This window comes from Brachybacterium sp. EE-P12, assembly GCF_003711805.1.
Classification (GTDB): Bacteria; Actinomycetota; Actinomycetes; order Actinomycetales; family Dermabacteraceae; genus Brachybacterium.
This window is the reverse complement of the sequence record NZ_QXCP01000008.1, coordinates 1-16,934: the sequence shown is the minus strand read 5'-3', so window position 1 is coordinate 16,934 and position 16,934 is coordinate 1. Positions and strand designations below refer to the sequence as shown.

13 protein-coding genes and 1 pseudogene are annotated in these 16,934 nt (G+C 74.5%); 9 read left to right on the top strand and 5 right to left on the bottom strand.

Annotation, left to right across the window (positions count from 1 at the left end):
- Positions 1-15: 15 nt before the first annotated feature.
- From D1648_RS11785 to D1648_RS11775, 3 genes and pseudogenes are all read left to right on the top strand, one after another.
- Positions 16-2,121, top strand: coding sequence for a glycosyltransferase (locus tag D1648_RS11785; RefSeq protein WP_370239792.1), 2,106 nt, complete (start codon positions 16-18; stop codon positions 2,119-2,121).
- A gap of 20 nt (positions 2,122-2,141) precedes the next feature.
- Positions 2,142-3,057 (top strand): annotated as a pseudogene (locus D1648_RS11780) (ABC transporter permease).
- 13 nt (positions 3,058-3,070) lie between these two features.
- Entirely contained in the window at positions 3,071-3,841 is a 771-nt protein-coding gene (locus D1648_RS11775) for an ABC transporter ATP-binding protein (RefSeq protein WP_122942066.1), read from the top strand.
- Between the two features lie 25 nt (positions 3,842-3,866).
- Here the strand turns inward: D1648_RS11775 and D1648_RS11770 are convergent, their stop codons facing one another.
- The gene (locus D1648_RS11770; RefSeq protein ID WP_122942064.1) at positions 3,867-4,586 is read right to left on the bottom strand and encodes a TIGR03089 family protein; all 720 of its coding nucleotides are present in this window, start codon (positions 4,584-4,586) and stop codon (positions 3,867-3,869) included.
- Entirely contained in the window at positions 4,583-5,620 is a 1,038-nt protein-coding gene (gene cofE / locus D1648_RS11765; RefSeq protein ID WP_241155474.1) for a coenzyme F420-0:L-glutamate ligase, read from the bottom strand. Before cofE ends, D1648_RS11770 begins: the two co-directional genes overlap by 4 nt.
- A gap of 301 nt (positions 5,621-5,921) precedes the next feature.
- Between cofE and D1648_RS11760 the strand changes: the two genes are divergently transcribed.
- The 3 genes from D1648_RS11760 to D1648_RS11750 are packed head-to-tail and all read left to right on the top strand — an operon-like array spanning position 5,922 to position 11,232.
- Complete coding sequence (locus tag D1648_RS11760; RefSeq protein WP_122942061.1) at positions 5,922-6,221, top strand: WhiB family transcriptional regulator; 300 nt, start codon at positions 5,922-5,924, stop codon at positions 6,219-6,221.
- Between the two features lie 12 nt (positions 6,222-6,233).
- A complete protein-coding gene (locus tag D1648_RS11755; RefSeq protein WP_122942059.1) occupies positions 6,234-9,578 on the top strand; it encodes a hypothetical protein in 3,345 nt (1,114 codons plus the stop codon).
- Entirely contained in the window at positions 9,571-11,232 is a 1,662-nt protein-coding gene (locus D1648_RS11750; RefSeq protein WP_122942057.1) for a DUF5719 family protein, read from the top strand. Before D1648_RS11755 ends, D1648_RS11750 begins: the two co-directional genes overlap by 8 nt.
- A gap of 36 nt (positions 11,233-11,268) precedes the next feature.
- On the opposite strand, the gene D1648_RS11745 is transcribed toward D1648_RS11750, so the two are convergent.
- Positions 11,269-11,724, bottom strand: a complete 456-nt coding sequence (locus D1648_RS11745; RefSeq protein WP_122942055.1) for a metallopeptidase family protein — start codon at positions 11,722-11,724, stop codon at positions 11,269-11,271.
- A 124-nt stretch (positions 11,725-11,848) separates the two neighbouring features.
- Here D1648_RS11745 and D1648_RS11740 point away from each other — a divergent pair, with 124 nt between their 5' ends.
- Positions 11,849-12,274: a DUF3499 domain-containing protein gene (locus tag D1648_RS11740; RefSeq protein ID WP_241155473.1), complete on the top strand. Its 426-nt coding sequence runs from the start codon at positions 11,849-11,851 to the stop codon at positions 12,272-12,274.
- Positions 12,267-13,997, top strand: coding sequence for a phosphomannomutase/phosphoglucomutase (locus D1648_RS11735; RefSeq protein ID WP_122942052.1), 1,731 nt, complete (start codon positions 12,267-12,269; stop codon positions 13,995-13,997). Before D1648_RS11740 ends, D1648_RS11735 begins: the two co-directional genes overlap by 8 nt.
- Positions 13,998-14,008: 11 nt before the next feature.
- Here the strand turns inward: D1648_RS11735 and D1648_RS11730 are convergent, their stop codons facing one another.
- On the bottom strand, positions 14,009-14,860 hold the full coding sequence (locus tag D1648_RS11730; RefSeq protein WP_122942050.1) for an RDD family protein: 852 nt from the start codon (positions 14,858-14,860) through the stop codon (positions 14,009-14,011).
- Positions 14,861-14,977: 117 nt separating this feature from the next.
- Here D1648_RS11730 and D1648_RS11725 point away from each other — a divergent pair, with 117 nt between their 5' ends.
- Complete coding sequence (locus D1648_RS11725; RefSeq protein WP_122942048.1) at positions 14,978-15,973, top strand: stage II sporulation protein M; 996 nt, start codon at positions 14,978-14,980, stop codon at positions 15,971-15,973.
- Between the two features lie 217 nt (positions 15,974-16,190).
- Here D1648_RS11725 and D1648_RS11720 read toward each other — a convergent pair whose 3' ends face one another.
- Positions 16,191-16,793 (bottom strand): trans-aconitate 2-methyltransferase, encoded by a 603-nt coding sequence (locus D1648_RS11720; RefSeq protein WP_122942046.1) that lies wholly within the window; start codon positions 16,791-16,793, stop codon positions 16,191-16,193.
- Between the last annotated feature and the right edge of the window lie 141 nt (positions 16,794-16,934).

Sequence of the window (16,934 nt, the reverse complement as noted above, 5' to 3'; positions counted from 1 at the left end):
GAGGAGTCCCCCGACGTGAGCACCACCCCCAGCGCGATCCGCGACGCCGTGGACGAGGCGCCGCACAGAGTCCTGCAGCGGCTGATCATGCCGCTCTCGCCCACCCCTGACGTGATCCCCCTGTACCTGGAGGCCCACGCGGCCCGCTCCGGTGCGCACACGGCGGCCTTCGGGCTGGGCAGCGCCCCGGAGGAGTCGCACGAGACCGCCGCCGGCGCGGGCACGACCCCGGCGCCGCCCGCGGGCCAGCCGCGGATCGACGAGCTCAGCGCCCGCTTCGGGCTGTACGTGCCCGAGCAGTCCCTGCGCTCCTTCGGCACCTACTTCAACGCCTTCCCGGCGAGCTACTGGCGGCGCTGGACCCCGGTGCGCGAGGTGACCCTGTCGGTCACCACCCGAGGCGCCGGCCAGATCATCGTCTACCGCTCCAACGCCCGCGGCGCGATCCAGCGCCACGACATGGTCACTGTCACCAGGGAGGGCGTCTCCCGCTTCGACCTGCCGCTGACGGCCTTCGGCGACGGCGGCTGGTACTGGTTCGACGTCATCACCGGCGAGGCCCCGCTGACCGTCCTCGGTGCCCAGTGGACGGCCGACGCCTCCGCCGCGCGCACCGAGGGCACCTTCTCCATCGCCATGACGACGATGGACAAGGTCTCCTACTGCATCGACAACATCTCGCTGATCAGCAAGGACTCCGATCTGCGGGACAAGCTCGACGTCATGTACGTGGTGGACCAGGGATCCGACCGGCTCCGCGACCACGCCGAGATCGCCGAGCTGCAGGACGCGATGGGCGATCAGCTGCGGATCATCGAGCAGGGGAACATCGGCGGCTCCGGCGGCTTCTCCCGCGGGATGTACGAGGCCTCCACCAACGGCTCCTCCACCTACGTGATCAACAGCGACGACGACCTCGACATCGAGCCCGAGTCGCTGCTGCGCATGCTCGCCTTCGCGGACTACACGCGCACGCCGATGCTGGTCGGCGCGCACATGTTCGACCTCAACAACCGCTCCGTCCTGCACGCCTTCGGCGAGAGCGTGGACCCGTGGGCGATCCAGCCGCGGGTGACGATCCCCGAGAGCACCCTCGGGCACGACTTCGCCGCCGCGCCGCTGCGCTCGACCCCGTGGCTGCACCGCCGCGCGGACGTGGACTACAACGGCTGGTGGACCTGCCTGATCCCCACCGAGACCGTGCGCGAGATCGGGCTCAGCCTGCCGGTGTTCATCAAGTGGGACGACGCCGAGTACGGGCTGCGCGCGAAGAAGGCCGGCTATCCCACCGTCTCCCTGCCCGGCGCGGCGGTCTGGCACATCACCTGGACCGACAAGAACGACGCCCTGGACTGGCAGATCTACTTCCACGAGCGCAACCGCATCATCACCGCGCTGCTGCACTCGGGCTACGAGCGCGGCGGTCGGGTGCTCGGCGAGTCCCAGGGCATCGACGTCAAGCACCTGCTCTCGATGCAGTACTACACCCAGGCGGCGCGCCTGTACGCCCAGTCGGACGTGCTGCGCGGCCCGGACGTGCTCCACCGCGAGATCGGCACCAAGCTGCCCGAGCTGCGCCGGATGGCGCAGGAGCACGACGACTCCGTCACCCGCCCGGACGCGGCCTCGTTCCCCGACGTGCAGGTGGCGAAACCGCCGCACAAGGGCCGCCCCTTCTCCGCGCCCCGCCGTGCGCTGCTGCCGTTGTGGACCCTCAAGGCCATGGGCCGCCAGCTCCTCGTGGAGCCGACGGAGAAGGCGCGCCGGCACCCGCAGGCGCTCGTCGCCCACCAGGACGCGAAGTGGTGGACGCTCAGCCACTACGACAGCGCCGTGGTCTCCAACGCCGAGGGCACCAAGGTGGCCTGGTACCAGCGCCGGCCCGAGCAGGTGCGCGCGATGCTCGCCCGCTCCGCCCGCACCCACCTGGACCTCTACCGCCACTGGAACCGACTCCGGGACCAGTACCGCGCCGCGGCCGGCGAGATCACCTCCTTCCCGGCCTGGGAAGCGACGTTCGCGGCCAATCCGGCGCCGGTCCGTCCCGGGATCGACGACCGGGACGGAGCCGAAGGGTCCGCGCGGCCCTCCGACGCGCCGTCCGAGAGCGCCTCCGCGTGACGGCGACGGCCGATCGCAGGATGCGCAGGGTCCCGACCGCCGCCGAGCAGGCGGAGGGCTGGCGCGCCCCGGGACAGGACGCGGGCTGGCTGAATCCGTTCCTGGAGCGGTTCCTGCTGAACCTGCTGGTGCGCAAGGAGCTGCGGGTCCGCTACCGCGGCAGCGTGCTCGGCATGGTGTGGAGCTACGTCAAGCCCGCCGTGCAGTTCCTCGTGTTCTACCTCGCCATGGGCGTGTTCCTCGAGCTGAACAAGGGCACCCCGGCCTATGCGGTGTACCTCTTCAGCGGCATCGTCGTGGTGAACCTCTTCGGAGAGGTCTTCGGCAACGCGACCCGGTCGATCACCGGCAACTCCGCGCTCGTGTCGAAGATCTACATGCCCAGTCAGCTGTTCCCCTGGGCGAGCATGCTGGTCGCCCTCGTCCACTTCCTGCCGCAGCTGCTGGTGCTCGTGGTGGGCGCGCTCCTGAACGGCTGGCTGCCCTCGCCGACGGCGGCTGTCGCCTTCGTGCTCGGGATGGTCATCCTGCTGGTGTTCACCATGGGGCTGGGCATGCTCACCGCTGCGCTGAACGCCGCCTTCCGCGACGTGGAGAACTTCGTGGACCTCATCGTCATGGTCGCGACCTGGCTGTCCCCGGTGCTGTACCGGATCGACATGGTGCAGCGGTCGATCGACGGCACGATCTGGTGGTGGCTGTACCAGCTCAACCCGCTGACGATCGTGGTGGAGCTGTTCCACGTCGCCTTCTGGCGCTACTCCTCGCCCGTCGTGGACGAGATCGCCTCGGGCGTGCCGGGCAGCGAGACCCTCGCCCAGCCCGGGGAGCCCTTCGGCCTGTGGTGGGCCGGGATGCTCATCGCCGTCGCGGTGTTCGCGCTGGGGCACCGTGGTCTTCGAGCGCTCCAAGCGGCGCTTCGCCCAGGAACTGTGAGAGGAGGCCCGCGATGACCCCGAAGATCGAGGACGTCCCCCAGTCCGCCGCGGTCCCCACCGACCGGGAGATGGTGCGCATCGAGCACGTCTCCAAGCGCTTCTCCCTGCGGCACGACCGCTCCCTGAAGGAGCTGGTGTTCTCCGCCCTGAAGCGCAAGAAGCTCGCCGACACCTTCATGGCGCTGGACGACGTCGACCTCACCGTCCGCGCCGGCGAGACCGTCGGGCTCATCGGCTTCAACGGCTCGGGAAAGTCGACTCTGCTCAAGACCGTCTCCGGGGTGCTCTTCCCGGATTCCGGCCGGGTGATGCTGCGCGGTCGCGTCGCCGGCCTGATCGAGGTGGGCGCCGGATTCCACCCCGACCTCTCGGGCCGGGAGAACGTGTTCCTCAACGGCGCGATCCTCGGCATGTCCCGGGCCCAGCTCGAGGAGCGCTTCGACGACATCGTCGCCTTCAGCGAGATCGAGGAGTTCATCGACACGGAGGTGAAGTACTACAGCTCGGGCATGTTCCTGCGGCTGGCCTTCTCCGTCGCGGTGCACACCGACCCCGACATCTTCCTGGTCGACGAGATCCTCTCCGTGGGCGACGAGCCCTTCCAGAAGAAGTGCCTCGAGCGGATCCGCGAGCTGCAGGCCGCCGGCCGCACCATGATCGTGGTCTCCCACGAGCTGGAGATGCTCGAGCGGCTCTGCACCCGCATCGTCGTGCTGCGCAAGGGCCGCACCGTCTTCGACGGCGACCCCGCCGAGGCCGTCGCCGCCCTCCGCGCGAGCTGACCCGCCCGGAGCGGACGCGCCGGGCTCAGGCGTGGGCGGTGACGCCCTCCTCGGCGGCCCGGTGATCCGTCACCGCCGAGGCGGGTCCGACGATGCCGCCGCCGGCGCCCCAGGCGCCGAGCAGCCGCGGGACGACGTCGAGCCCGTCGTCCTCGACCAGCAGGCGCGGGGCGCTCTCCGAGCTCGCCGCCGGCGCCGGACCGCCCCAGGCGGGAAGCGGCACGGAGAGGCGGTCGGAGCTGCCTCGCACCTCCACGACCCAGTCCCGCACCAGCGGCGGCAGCTCCCCGTCGAAGCGGGGCGCGAGCGAGAGGGCCTGCACGGCGAGCACCTCGTCGGCCGAGTCGGCGAGGGCAGAGCCGGGCCGGTCGGTGATCACCGCGCGGGGATCCTCGACGCCCTCGGGGACGGACTCGGCGGGCTCGACCGACTCCTCCGCCGCGTCCTGGCCGCCGCCGGCGTGGCGCCTGGGCAGGGTGACGACCTCGCCGTCGAGGGACCAGACGGCGAGGGCGAGCACGAGCCGCTTCCAGTGCGGCGGGAGGTCCAGGACGACCACGTCGCCCTGCTCGAGGGCGACCTCGTCGTGCAGATGCCCGATCGCCTTGATCACCCAGTTGGCGAGCACATGGCCGGACAGCTCGATGCGGGCGGCCTCGCCGTGCCAGGCGAGCGCGGGCAGGGGGCCGAGCGCCTCGAGCGGCTCCAGCAGCACAGCGGTCGGGGACGTCGCAGCGGTGGTCACCGGGGTGCCTCCTCGGGGTCGGGGCAGATCAGCACGGGGATCTCCGGCAGCGCCTCGCCGAGCGACTCGGCGCCGAGCGCGGTGCGGATCCGTTCGGCGAGCACCGCCGCGTCGGCGAGGGAGGCGGCGGAGCCGTCCGCGCACTCCACCACGATATGCCTCCCGCCCGAGGGGCGGGTCACCTCGGCGGCGCTCGCCCGGTACGGGCCGCGCCCGGGGCGGGGGAGCGCGGCGACCTCGAGCGCCCGCGCGATCCGCTCCGGGGCGGGCTCGGGGGACATCCGGGCGATCGGCTCCTGCGCGGGGGCGAGGCCGAGGGCGACCCACACCGATTCCAGGCTCGGCCGACGGAACCAGTCGTCGGCGCCCGTGCGGGACAGCTCCCTGGCCGGGACGTCGCCTGCGCACGCCCCGGGCACGCCGCGCACCAGCGCCGCCGGGATCCCGCCGGCCTTGCCCTTGACGAGGTCCGCGGCGGCGGCGAGCTCGTCGGCGAGGTTCCGGACGGTGACGGTCAGCGCCCGCCCGTCGGCGTCGAACCCGCCGCGCAGGTCCTCGAGCGCGGCCACCCCGGCCGCGCCGAGGGCGATGTCGGAGACGCCCACGCGCCAGATCCGCGAGGAGGTGTCGGTCAGCACCACGCCGAGCTCGACGCCCAGGCGGCGCACGAGACCCTCGCGCAGCTCGCGCGCGCAGGCGTCGGGATCCTCGGGAAGCAGCAGCGGGCCGTCGGGCGCGTTCGAGGAGTCCACCCCGGCGGCCGCCATCACCGGACCGGAGGCGATCTGCACCACCGAGGTCACCACGCGGGTGTGCAGGCGACGGGCGACGGTGCGCACGGTCGCCCGCGCGATCGCCGCAGCCCGCTCCTCGGGCGCGACGCGCAGCCCGAGCGCCTTGGAGACGATCTTCGTCGAGACGCACAGCACGTCCCCCTCGCGCGGGGCGAGCGGGCCGAGGGCGCCGGCCAGGAGCTCGGCGAGATCCGCGCCCTCGCGCACCTCGCCGAGGCCGGTCAGCGGGAGCACGGTCACGGGTGAGGGTGAGGGTGAGGGCGAGGGTGCGGGTGGAGGTGCGGGGGAGCGGCGCGGCCCGTCGGGGGCGGGTGCGTCGGACGGGGGCGGGATGGCGGGCACGGGACCTCCGGGGGAGGGGCTCCGGCGGCGGTCGGGGAGCCGGGACGGGGCGCGACATGCCGGGTCGTCGCGCCGTGATGTGCAAGGCGACGCGCCGACGCCGCTTGACGCACCATAACTACACCGGTGTACTTTAGGGGCCGCAAGAGGCCTTCGCTGGTCGCAACAGGTCAACACAGCAGTGGAAGGAGTGGTGGCCATGGACGAGGATCGTGTCGACGACGACGCACGTGCAGAGCTGTCCCTGCTCGACCTCGCCGGGCAGGACTCCGACGACGCAGAGCTGAGCTGGCAGGAGCGCGCCCTGTGCGCGCAGACCGACCCGGAGGCGTTCTTCCCCGAGAAGGGCGGCTCCACCCGTGAGGCGAAGAAGGTGTGCGTCTCCTGCGAGGTGCGCGCCGAGTGCCTCGAGTACGCCCTCGAGAACGACGAGCGGTTCGGCATCTGGGGCGGTCTCTCCGAGCGCGAGCGTCGCAAGCTCAAGCGCCGGGTGGTCTGACATCCTGACCCGGTGAACGAGCGCCATGTCACCGCGGTCGTCCTGCTGAGCGGGGCGACGACCGCGGCCACCCGTGCTGCGCTCCTGACAGCACTGTCGACGCAGACCCGTCGACCCGACCGCGTGATCGCGGTCCTCCCCTCCGACGCCGATCCCGAGGTCCACGACGCCCTCGCGGTCCTGCACTCCGTGGGCGAGGTCGACCGTCTCCTCGACGTCCCCGCCGGCATCTCGCGCGCCGGCGCCGTGCAGGAGGTCCTCCACCAGCTCCTCGCGCAGCACGAGCGCACCGAGGCCCCCGTCGGCGCGGCGGAGCCTGGGCGACCCCGCGAGGACGGCTCCCGGCGCGGCGGCCGACGCGCCCGCACGGTCGACGCCGGAGCCGTCGAGCGCCGACGCAGCCAGCGCGCCGCCGACCTCGCCCGCGTTCCCGAGCGGCTGCGCGCGGAGAGCTACCCCAGCGGTCGCCGCGCCGGTCTCGCCGAGGGCGCCGAGGGCGAGAGCTGGCTGTGGTTCCTCGAGGACCCCGAGATCCCCGCCCTCGACACCCTCGAGCGCGAGCTGGCGAGCGTGGAGCAGTCCCCGAGCACGGCGGCCGTCGGTGCGAAGCGCGTCCGCCACGTCGCCCCGGACCCCGACCTCCCCCTGACCGCCGAGTCCGGCGACGCGCTCGTGGACGTTGGCCTGTCCCTCACCCACGGCGGCCGCATCATCACCGGCGTGGACCCGGGGGAGATCGACCAGGGCCAGGCGGACTGGCGCCAGGACGTGCTCGCCGTCCCGCTGCCCGGCATGCTGATCCGCGAGCAGACGCTGCGCGAGCTCGGGGGCCTGGACCCCGATCTGACCGCCCCGTGGGCCGAGATCGACCTGTGCCACCGCGTGTGGCGCTCGGGGGAGCGGGTCGCCGTGCAGTCCGCGGCCCGCGTCCTCCATCCCCACCCCACGCGGCCGCGCCTCGAGCGCCTGCGCGAGCAGCGCACCGGCCGGCTCCTCACGGTGCTCAAGCACCGCTCCCTCCTGCACGCCCTGATCAGCCTCGTGCTGCTGCCGCTGGAGACTCTCGTGCGGATGGCCGCGGCCCTGATCGCCTCCCAGCCGCGCACGGCGATGATGGAGCTGCGGGCCGTGCTCGCCGCCCTGCCCCGCCTGCGCGGCGTCCTGGCCCGCGGTGCGCGCGACCGGCGCCGCGCCCGCGTCCCCCGCCGCCGCCTCGCCCCGCTCTACCTCCCCCGCGGCGCGAGCCTGCGCCGGTGGTTCGACGACGTCGGCACCCGCCTCTTCGCCGACGACGACCGACGCCGCCGCATCCGCCGCACCACCTGGGGCATCGCCGGGACCCGGCACGGCCTGGACGACGCCGACTACGGGCGCCACATCGTGTGGACCGCGGTGGTGGTGCTCGGCGCGGCCGTGCTGAGCCTGGTCACCCTGCGGGGCCTGCTGGGCCGCGGCGAGCTCACCGGACCGGGGCTGCGCCCCGTCCCCGGCAGCGCCGCCGACCGCTGGGCCGCCGCCTGGTCCAGCTGGATCCCCGGCGGGCTCGGGGAGCGCGGCCCGGGCGACGCGCTGGTGCGGCTGCTCGGCCATCTGCCCGTCGGCGGCTCGCAGCTGGTCGAGGCGATCGTGCTGCTGGCCGTGCCGGCCGCGGCGATCACCGCCTGGTGGGCCTCCGGGGCGATCACCCGCGCCGTGGGCGCCCGCCTCGTGCTGACCTGCGTGTGGGCGCTGGCTCCCTCGCTGCTGTCCGCGCTCGCGACCGGCGCCTGGCCGCTGCTGGTCGTGCACGTGCTGCTGCCGCTGCTGGCTCTCGCCGTCGGCCGGGCGATCGGCCTGCCCCACAAGGTCTCCCAGGCCAGCGTCCCCGCTGCGGCCGCGGGCGGCCTGCTGCTGCTCCTGATCGGGGCCGTGCAGCCGGTGCTCGTCCTGCTCGCCTCGCTCGTGCTCGGCCTGATCGCCCTCGTCGTGCCGGGCAGGCGTCGCCGCCTGCTGTGGGTGCTGGTGCCCTCCCTCGCCCTCCACGCCCCCTTCCTGCCGACCTATCTCGGCCATCCCCGCATGCTGCTCGCCGTCGCCGGCACCCCCGCCTCGCCGGGGACGCCCGGTGCCCTCGAGCTGCTCGGGCTGTGGCCGGTCGGACCGGACGTCGCCGCGGCGCTGCCGGGCTGGGTCGACCCCGCCTTCGCGCAGCTGCTCGTGCTGCTGCCGGTCGCGCCCGTGCTGGCCGGCGCGCTCCTCGCCCCGCTGCTGGCGGGCGCGGCGGGCCGCGTGGGCCGGCTCGGCCTGCTCGGCGCGGCCGCCGCCGCGCTCGCGGTGCTGGTCGCCCAGGGCACCGCCACCTCCGTCGGGGACGGGCAGCTGCTCACCCCGCCGCTGCACGCCCTGCTCAGCGCCGCGCTGCTGTGCCTCGCCCTCGGCGCCGCCGCCACCTTCGACGCCTTCGCCAGACGGCGGGGGAGCGAGAGCCGGGCCCGGCGCCTGCTCACCTCCGTGGCCGCGGCGCTCGCGGCGGCGGCGTGCCTGGTCACCGTCGCCGGCGGGATCCTGCTGCTGCCCGGTGCCCTGCATGTCCAGCGCACCGCCGGCGGCGAGGTCCCGGCCGCCGCCGCGGACCAGGGCCGCTCCGACGCCCGTCAGCGCGTGCTGGTGCTCGACCAGGCCGAGGACGGCGCCGTCCGCGCCCGCCTCGTGGTCAGCGGCGGGGACTCCGTGCTCCAGCACTCCGCGCTGTCGGGCGCCCGCGACGTCGAGGCCGTGCTCGCGGGCTCCGCGGCCGACGCCGACCCCGCCTCGACGGCGCTGCGCGAGGACGTCGCCGCGATGCTCTCCGGCAGCTCCGGCGCCGCCGCGCCGGGCACCGCCGACGCCGCGATCTCCTATGTGGTGGTGCCGGGGGACCGCGAGTCGTCCTCCGGCCTGCGGGGCACGCTGGACAGCTCCCCGCTGCTCGAGAAGGTCACCGAGGGCACCACCGGCGGCATGTGGCGCGTGATCGACGCGGCGCCGCGCGCCGTCGTGCTCGGGGGCGAGAGCCCCGTCGTGCTCGAGAGCGCGCTCATCGACGCCCACGGCACGCTCGAGGCGGAGCCCTCCGAGCGCACCGTCGTCCTGTCCGAACGGCATGACAGCCAGTGGCGCGCGACCCTCGACGGGACCGAGCTCGCCGCGACCGAGGTCGACGGCTGGGCCCAGGGCTTCAGGGTCCCCGCCGGCGCGGAGGGCGAGCTCGAGATCCACCGCGACCAGCCCGCCCGGCTGCTGTGGCAGCTGCTGCTGTACGGCGCGACCGGCGTCACCGCGCTGATCGCGATCCCCTGGCGCGTCCGCACCCGCACCGCGGAGGAGATGTATGGCTGAGCAGGCCCCCGACCCCGCCCCCGGCTCCGCGGGCACCGCAGGTTCGACACCCGGCGCCGTCGGCCCCGGGTCCCGGCGTCGACGTTCCCGTCCGCTGCTCGCCGCGGCCTCGCTGCTGCCGCTGCTCCTGGTCGGCGGCGCCCTCGCGACCCGCACCGCGCCCGAGCCGGTCCCCGCCCCGCCCGCGGAGGCGAGCGCGAGCCCAGGGGCGAGCATCCGTTCCTGCCACGGTCCGCTGCAGCTGCCCGAGGCCGCGCTCGACGCCGGGGGCGACGCCGAGCTGTCCGTCACCCCGCCCACCCCCGCGGTCTCGCTGAGCACGGTCGCGGTCGAGCCCTCCTCCTCTGTGCTCTTCGGCACCGTCAGCGGCTCGAGCACCCGGCAGGACGATCAGGGCGCGGTGCGCGCCCCCTCGATCACCGCCGAGGACGCCGAGGGCGAGACGCTCGAGGGCGACCCCGCCGCGCAGGACCTCGGAGTGAGCGTGCAGAGCCTCCGGGACGTGCGGACCGCCCCGACGGTGACCGCCGAGACCTCCGAGGGCGGCCGCCCCGTCGCCGACGTCGTCCAGTCCACCATCACGCGCAGCGGCGACTTCCGCTCCCTGGCCTCGACCCGCTGCGCCGAGCCGACCACGGAGGCCTCCTTCCTCGGCGTCTCCACCGGCTCGGGGGACAGCTCGGTGCTCGTCCTGTCCAACCCCTCCGACCGCCCCGCGACCGCGTCGGTGCAGGTCTCGACCGCCGACGGCCCCGCCGCGATGGCGGGCCGCAGCCAGGTGGTCGTCGCCCCCGGCGCCGAGGAGCGGGTGCTGCTGGAGTCCGTGGTACAGGGCGAGGACGCGGTCGGCGTGCAGGTCGCCGTGCTCGGCGCGCCGCTGGCGATGCACGTCCAGACCACCGAGCGGGACGGGCTCACCCCCGGCGGCGCCGAGATCCTCGACCCGCTGCCCGCCGCGGCGACCGAGCAGGTGATGCCCGGCGTCGACGTCGCGGGCACCGCTCCCACCCTCGTCCTCGCGAACCCCACCAGCACGGACACCACCGCGGACGTCCAGGTGCTCGGCCCCGACGGGCCGGTCGACGCGGCCGCGCTCGAAGGGCTCGAGATCCCGGCCGGCGCCGTGGTCCCCACCGCGCTCGACGATCTCCCCGACGGCAGCTACTCGGTGCAGGTCACCTCCGAGACGGAGCTCAGCGCGGTCACCCGCAGCGTCCGCACGGGCGAGGACCTGCCCGGCGACACCGTCGGCGCGCCGGTGGACTTCACCCTCGTCGCCCCGGCGCCCGCCCTCGGCACCCACGCCGTCACGGCCCTGCCGGCCCAGGGCGCCAACGGCACCCTCGCCCTCACCTCGGCCCAGGACACCCGCGCCACGGTCGTCCCGCTCGCGGCCGACGGCTCGGCCGGCGAGCCGATCGCGGTCGACCTCGCCGCAGGGACCACCCGGTCCCTCGACCACACGGACCTGCAGATCGGGGACGAGGGCGCCGCGGCGCTGTCGATCGTCCCCGCGCAGCCCGGCAGCGTGCACGCGAGCTGGACGCAGCGCCAGAGCGACGGGGACGGCGGCGTGCTGCTCACCTCGCTGCCCGTCCTGCCGGATGCGGGCGGCGGCGAGACCGTGACCGTCACCCTCGAGGACGGCGCCTGAGCCGAGCGATCAGGGTCTGAGCCGAGCGGCGGGAGCTCAGAGGTCCCAGGCCTCCGGGTCCACGTCCTCCGGGGCGATCGACAGCAGCGAGCCGATCTGCTCGGAGAGCACCTGGCGCACGAGCACCTCGAGCTCGGACCCGCCCACGCAGCGCGTCTGCACGGGAAGGCGGTAGACGATCACCCGCGGCGGGTGCTCCCGCGTGCCCGGCAGCGCCCGGCCCAGCACCACCGAGGCGTCCTCCCACGGGGCGGGGTCCGCGGGCGGGACCTCCTCGACGAGCACCTGCAGGTGCGCGAGCCGGCGCGGGAAGCGCTCGGTCAGCGCGCCCCCCGCGTCGGCGACGAGGTCGTCGAAGCGCTCGCGGCGGGTGCGATGGCCGGGCAGGTGCGGAGGGATCAGGTCCCAGCGCCTGCCGCGGCCGCGACGGTCCCGGCGGCGGGGCCCGTACGGCCCGCGCGGGGCAGGGGGACGGCCGGGTTCGAGGTCCATGACGTGCACTCTAGCGCCGCCTCCCGGGCTGCGTCGTCCCCCGTCCCGTGACCCTGCTCGCCGCCCGCCCGCCGTCGGGCGCGCCGCCCCCGGGCAGGCTCGTCACCTGCGTACACTGCTGGACGTGCCAGCCCGTGAATGCTCCCGGACCGCCTGCTCAGAGCCTGCGGTCAGCTCCCTGACCTTCGTGTACCAGGACTCCACCGCCGTGCTCGGCCCGCTCTCGCGCCTCAGCGAGCCCCACGCCTACGACCTCTGCCGCGAGCACGCCGCCCGCATGACCCCGCCGCGCGGCTGGGAGCTGCTGCGCATCCCCGGCGGGGAGGAGGTCAGCGACGACCTCGTCGCCCTGGCCGATGCCGTGCGCCGTCCCGCCGCGCCCGTCCCCGGCGCCGAGGGCGCTGCGACCGCGGCGGGACGCCCCGGAGGCCCGTCGGCCCGTGACGGCCGCAGCGACCGGGCGCGCGGCGCCTCCGCCCGCCCGGGAGGGCGCACCGCGGACAGTCCCTCCGCCCGGCATCTCCACGTGGTCAGGAGCAGCGATGACTGAGCCCCGGCCGGACCTCTCCGCGATCGTCACGGCGAACGACATCCGCGGCGTCGCCGGCGAGCAGCTCACCGCCGAGATCGCTCGCGCCCTCGGTGCAGCCTTCGCGGACCAGCTCGAGGCGCCCGAGCTGATCGTCGCCCACGACATGCGACTGAGCTCGCCCGAGCTCTCCCGCGCCGTGATCGAGGGGGCGGTGCGCCGCGGCGCGGTCGTCGCCGACGCCGGCCTGTCCTCCACCGATCAGCTCTACTGCGCCTCGGGCCTGCACCGGGCCGCCGGGCTCATGGTCACCGCCTCCCACAACCCCGCCCGCGACAACGGCATGAAGCTGTGCCTGCCGGGCGCCCGCCCCGTCGGCCGCGACTCGGGCCTGGAGGACGTGCGCCGCCGCGCCGAGGAGTATCTCGCCGCCGGGGAGATCCCCGCCCGCGGAGAGGGGCGCGCCGAGCAGCTCGAGACCCTCGCGGACTACGTCCGCACCCTGCACGACCTCGTCCCGCTGCCCGCCGGCAGGCGCCTGCGCGTCGTCGTCGACGCGGCCGATGCGATGGCGGGACTGACCGCCCCTGCCGTCCTCGGCCCGCTCGAGCAGATCGACCTGGTCGAGCTCCATTTCGGGCTCGACGGCGCCTTCCCCCACCACCCGGCGGACCCGCTGCGTCCCGAGAACCTCCGCGACCTGCAGGAGGCCGTGCGCCGCGAGGGCGCCGACCTCGGCCTCGCCTTCGACGGGGACGCCGACCGATGCGTGGTGCTGGACGAGACCGGCACCCCCGTGCCTCCCTCCGCGATCGGGGCGCTGATCGCCGCGCGCGAGATCGCCCGCGCCCGCGCTGCGGGGGAGGAGCGTCCCCGCGTCGCCGTCAACGCCGTGGCCTCCCGGCATGTGCACGAGGTGATCGAGGCGGCCGGCGGCGAGATGCTGCTGACCCCCGTGGGCCATGCCGGCATCAAGCGGATCATGGCCGAGCGGGATGCCGTCGCCGGGGTCGAGCACTCCGCCCACTACTACTTCCGCGACTTCTTCTTCGCCGACTCCGGCATGCTCGCCGCCCTGCACGTCCTCGCGGCGCTCGCGGAGACCGCCGGCACCGCCTCCGAGCTCGTGGCCGAGCACTCGCCCTACTTCGGCAGCGGCGAGCTGAACTTCGCCGTCCAGGACGCGTCTGCGGCCGCCGCACGGGTGCGCGCCTACGCGCAGAGCCTGCCGGTGGCCCGGATGGACGAGCTCGACGGACTGTCCGTGCACCACTGGGAGGACTCGCTGCCCGCCGCGGAGCGCTGGTGGCTCTCCCTGCGCCCCTCGCAGACGGAGTCCCTGCTGCGGCTGAACGTCGAGGCGCAGGAGAGCGCGACGATGGAGCGCATGCGTGAGCAGGTCCGCGCGCTCGTGCTCGGCGAGGAGACGGCCGAGCAGGCCGAGGCAGCCGAGACGCCCGAGGCCGCGCCCTCCGCTGCGGCGGCGGAGTCCGCGCCCGAGCCTGCCCCAGCGGCCGTGACGACGGCCCAGGCCCAGGAGGGCCCCGTGCTGCTGCCGGCCGGGACGAGCGGCGCGGACGTGCCCGGCTGGGTGCGTGAGGTGCTGCGCTGCCCGGACTGCGGAGGGCAGCTGCGGGATGTCGACCAGGCGCTGCAATGCACCGACTGCGAGCGCGTCCACGAGGTCCAGGGCGGGATCCCGGTGCTCATCGCCGGCCGCCACGAGGCGCCGTCGGCCGACTGACCGGTCCGGGCTCAGACCGAGAAGGGCACCGCCCGCACCTCGGCCGAGAGTTCCTCCTGACGCTCCTGCGCCCGGCGCAGCCGCATCTCGTCCCGTCGGGAGCGCTCGGCGAGCACCGCGGCGAGGAACTCCTCCGGCGGCGTCCCCGGCGGCGGCGCCGGCGCGACATGCGGCAGGGTGCGATGCAGCAGGTCCCGCGAGAGCTGATGACGGGACTCGGCGTTGATCTCCCCCGCCCGCGGCAGGAACGCGCGGATGTCCTGCATGAGCGGCAGCGGCAGACGGCCCACGTCGGCCGCGAGCGCCCACTCGCGCAGCGAGACCGGCACCTCCATCCGCTGCGCCGGCAGGGTGCGCATCCGCTCCTGGATCACCATCGTCCCGGCGAGCAGGTCACCGATCCGGCGCGAGCGGCGGTCGATGACCGCGCAGGTCAGCGCCACCGCGCCGGAGGTCGACCAGATCTCGAACATCGCCATCACGGCGCGCAGCACGCTCTGGCGCACGTGCACAGGGCCGCCGTCCTCCCGCACCACGCGCGTGCCCATCACCAGGCGCCCCACCGAGCGGCCCCGCAGCAGCAGCTCGCACAGCACCGGATAGCCGACGTACGCGGCGACCGAGGCGAGCAGGATCCCCGCGGCGAGATAGCCGTCGTCGAGGTCGGCGCGGGCGGCGAGCCAGGCCATCGCCACGATCCCGCCGACCAGCAGGGCGAGCTGCAGGATCCCGTCGATCACGGCGGAGACCAGACGGGTCGCGAAGGAGGCGGTGCGCAGGTCCAGCAGGACCGCATCGCCCGTGATCAGCGCGTCCCGGTCGCTCGAGGAGGCGACGGCCGCAGCGGTGCCCGTGGTTGCCATGCCCTCATCCTCGCAGGGCCCGCGCCGAGCCGTCAGCATCGAGCGTCGGCTTCCGATCCGAGGGCCTCCGACTTTCGTCGGCCGTGGTCGCGGCGGGGCACCGCCTACCCTTGCTGCGTGGACACCGACGCCTTCATCGCCGTGCACCGGCCGCAGTGGGAGCGGCTCCGGGAGCTCACGCGCGCTCGCACCCTCGACGCGGACGGCATCGACGAGCTGCTCGCGCTCTACCAGGAGGTCTCCACCCACCTCTCGACCGTGCGCTCGACCGTGCCCGATCCGGCGCTGATCTCGCGCCTGTCGCTGCTGGTGCACCGCGCACGGCTGCGGATCACCGGGGCGCGGATCCCGCTGTGGAAGCATGCGCGCACCTTCTTCTGGGAGGACCTGCCCGCGGCGCTCTTCCAGGCCCGCTGGGCGGTGGCGCTCGCGGCGGGGATCTTCCTGCTCTCCTCCGTCGTCTCCGGGCTGTACTTCGGCCTCGATACGACTGCGCGCGAGCTCGTGGTCCCCGAGGCGCAGCAGCGCGCCCTCGCCCAGCGCGATTTCGTCAGCTACTACTTCGAGGGCGAGGCCTCCGGTTTCGCCGCGCGGGTGTGGACGAACAACGCGTGGATCGCGGTGCAGTCGGTGGTGCTCGGCGTGACCGGGTTCTGGCCGGTGGTGATGCTGCTGCAGAACGGGCTGAACATCGGGCTCTCGGCCGGGGTGATGGGCGCCTACGGCGGGCTGGACACCTTCTTCGTGTTCATCCTCCCGCACGGGCTGCTCGAGATCACCGCGATCGTGGTGGGTGCCGGGGCGGGGCTGCGCACCTTCTGGGCGTGGGTGCGTCCCGGGCCGATGCCGCGCCTGTGGGCGCTGTCCCAGGCGGCTCGCGCCCTGGTCACGGTCGCGATCGGGCTGGTGCCCGTGCTGCTGGTCGCCGGATTCCTCGAGGCGTTCGTGACCCCGAGCTCCCTGCCGCCCGCGCTGCGGATCGCGATCGGCGCCGCGGCCTGGCTGGCCTTCCTCGTGTACATGCTCGGACGGGGCCGACAGGTCCACCGCGCCGGGATCACCGGGGACCTCTCCGAGGAGCTGATCGGCTCCCGCGTCGCCACCGCCGCCTGAGCGGTCGAGCACCTGACCCGCGACCGGTACAGGCACCTGCCTGACCCTGCCTGGTACCAGCCTCCCCCTGCCTGCCACACCGGCCCGGCACCTGCCTGCCTCAGGCCCTCCGTCGAGTCGGGTCAGGTTCTGAGCCACTTCCGGGCGGGAAGTGGCTCAGAATCACGCATTTCCTGGCCACGGCGAGAGCGCCGGAAGCGCGGACGGGCAGCTGCCCTCAGACCGGTCGGCGGGCGATGACCTGGAAGGTGTGCCAGTGCTTGGGCCCGGCGAAGGAGCGGCCGTCCCGCTCCTCCTCGGTCAGCTCGAGCACCTCGAGCCCTTCGAGCAGAGCGTCGACCTCGGCGCGGGCGAGGTACGTGCCCTCGGTCCCGGCCCAGTCGTCGTGCTCGCCGAACAGATCGACGGCGAGCACCCCGCCAGGGCGCAGCGCCTCGCGCATCGTCTCCCACAGCGGCGTGAACGCCTCCTGGCGCACGAAGGGCAGCGTCGCGCAGGAGAGGACCAGATCCGCGGCGGGGAGTGCCTCGAGGGTCCCGAGGTCGGCGATGACAGGGGAGATTCCATGGGACTCGCCGAGCGCTTCCAGCAGCTGCTCGACACTCGGGTCGCCGTCGATCGCGTGCACGTGGAAACTACTCTCGGCCAGGAACCGCGCCTCGACCCCTGCGCCGCTGCCCAGTTCGACGGCGACGGGAGGTGCAGCGTGCTCCCTCGCCAGGACGATGTCCACGGCGCGGCGGGCCACCGGCCGGACGGGGCGACCGCGCTGGGCCTGGTTGTATGCGGAGAAGTCCCGTTCCGCGCTGCGCTGCTGCATCCTGCGAGGGTAGCGACTGCTCGTCGAGTCGGGTCAGGTTCTGAGCCACTTCCGGGCGGAAAGTGGCTCAGAACGTTCGTCGCCAAGCTGGTCGGGAGTCACTGCGCGGGGCAACATGCACCGCCTGCCCTAACCGAACGG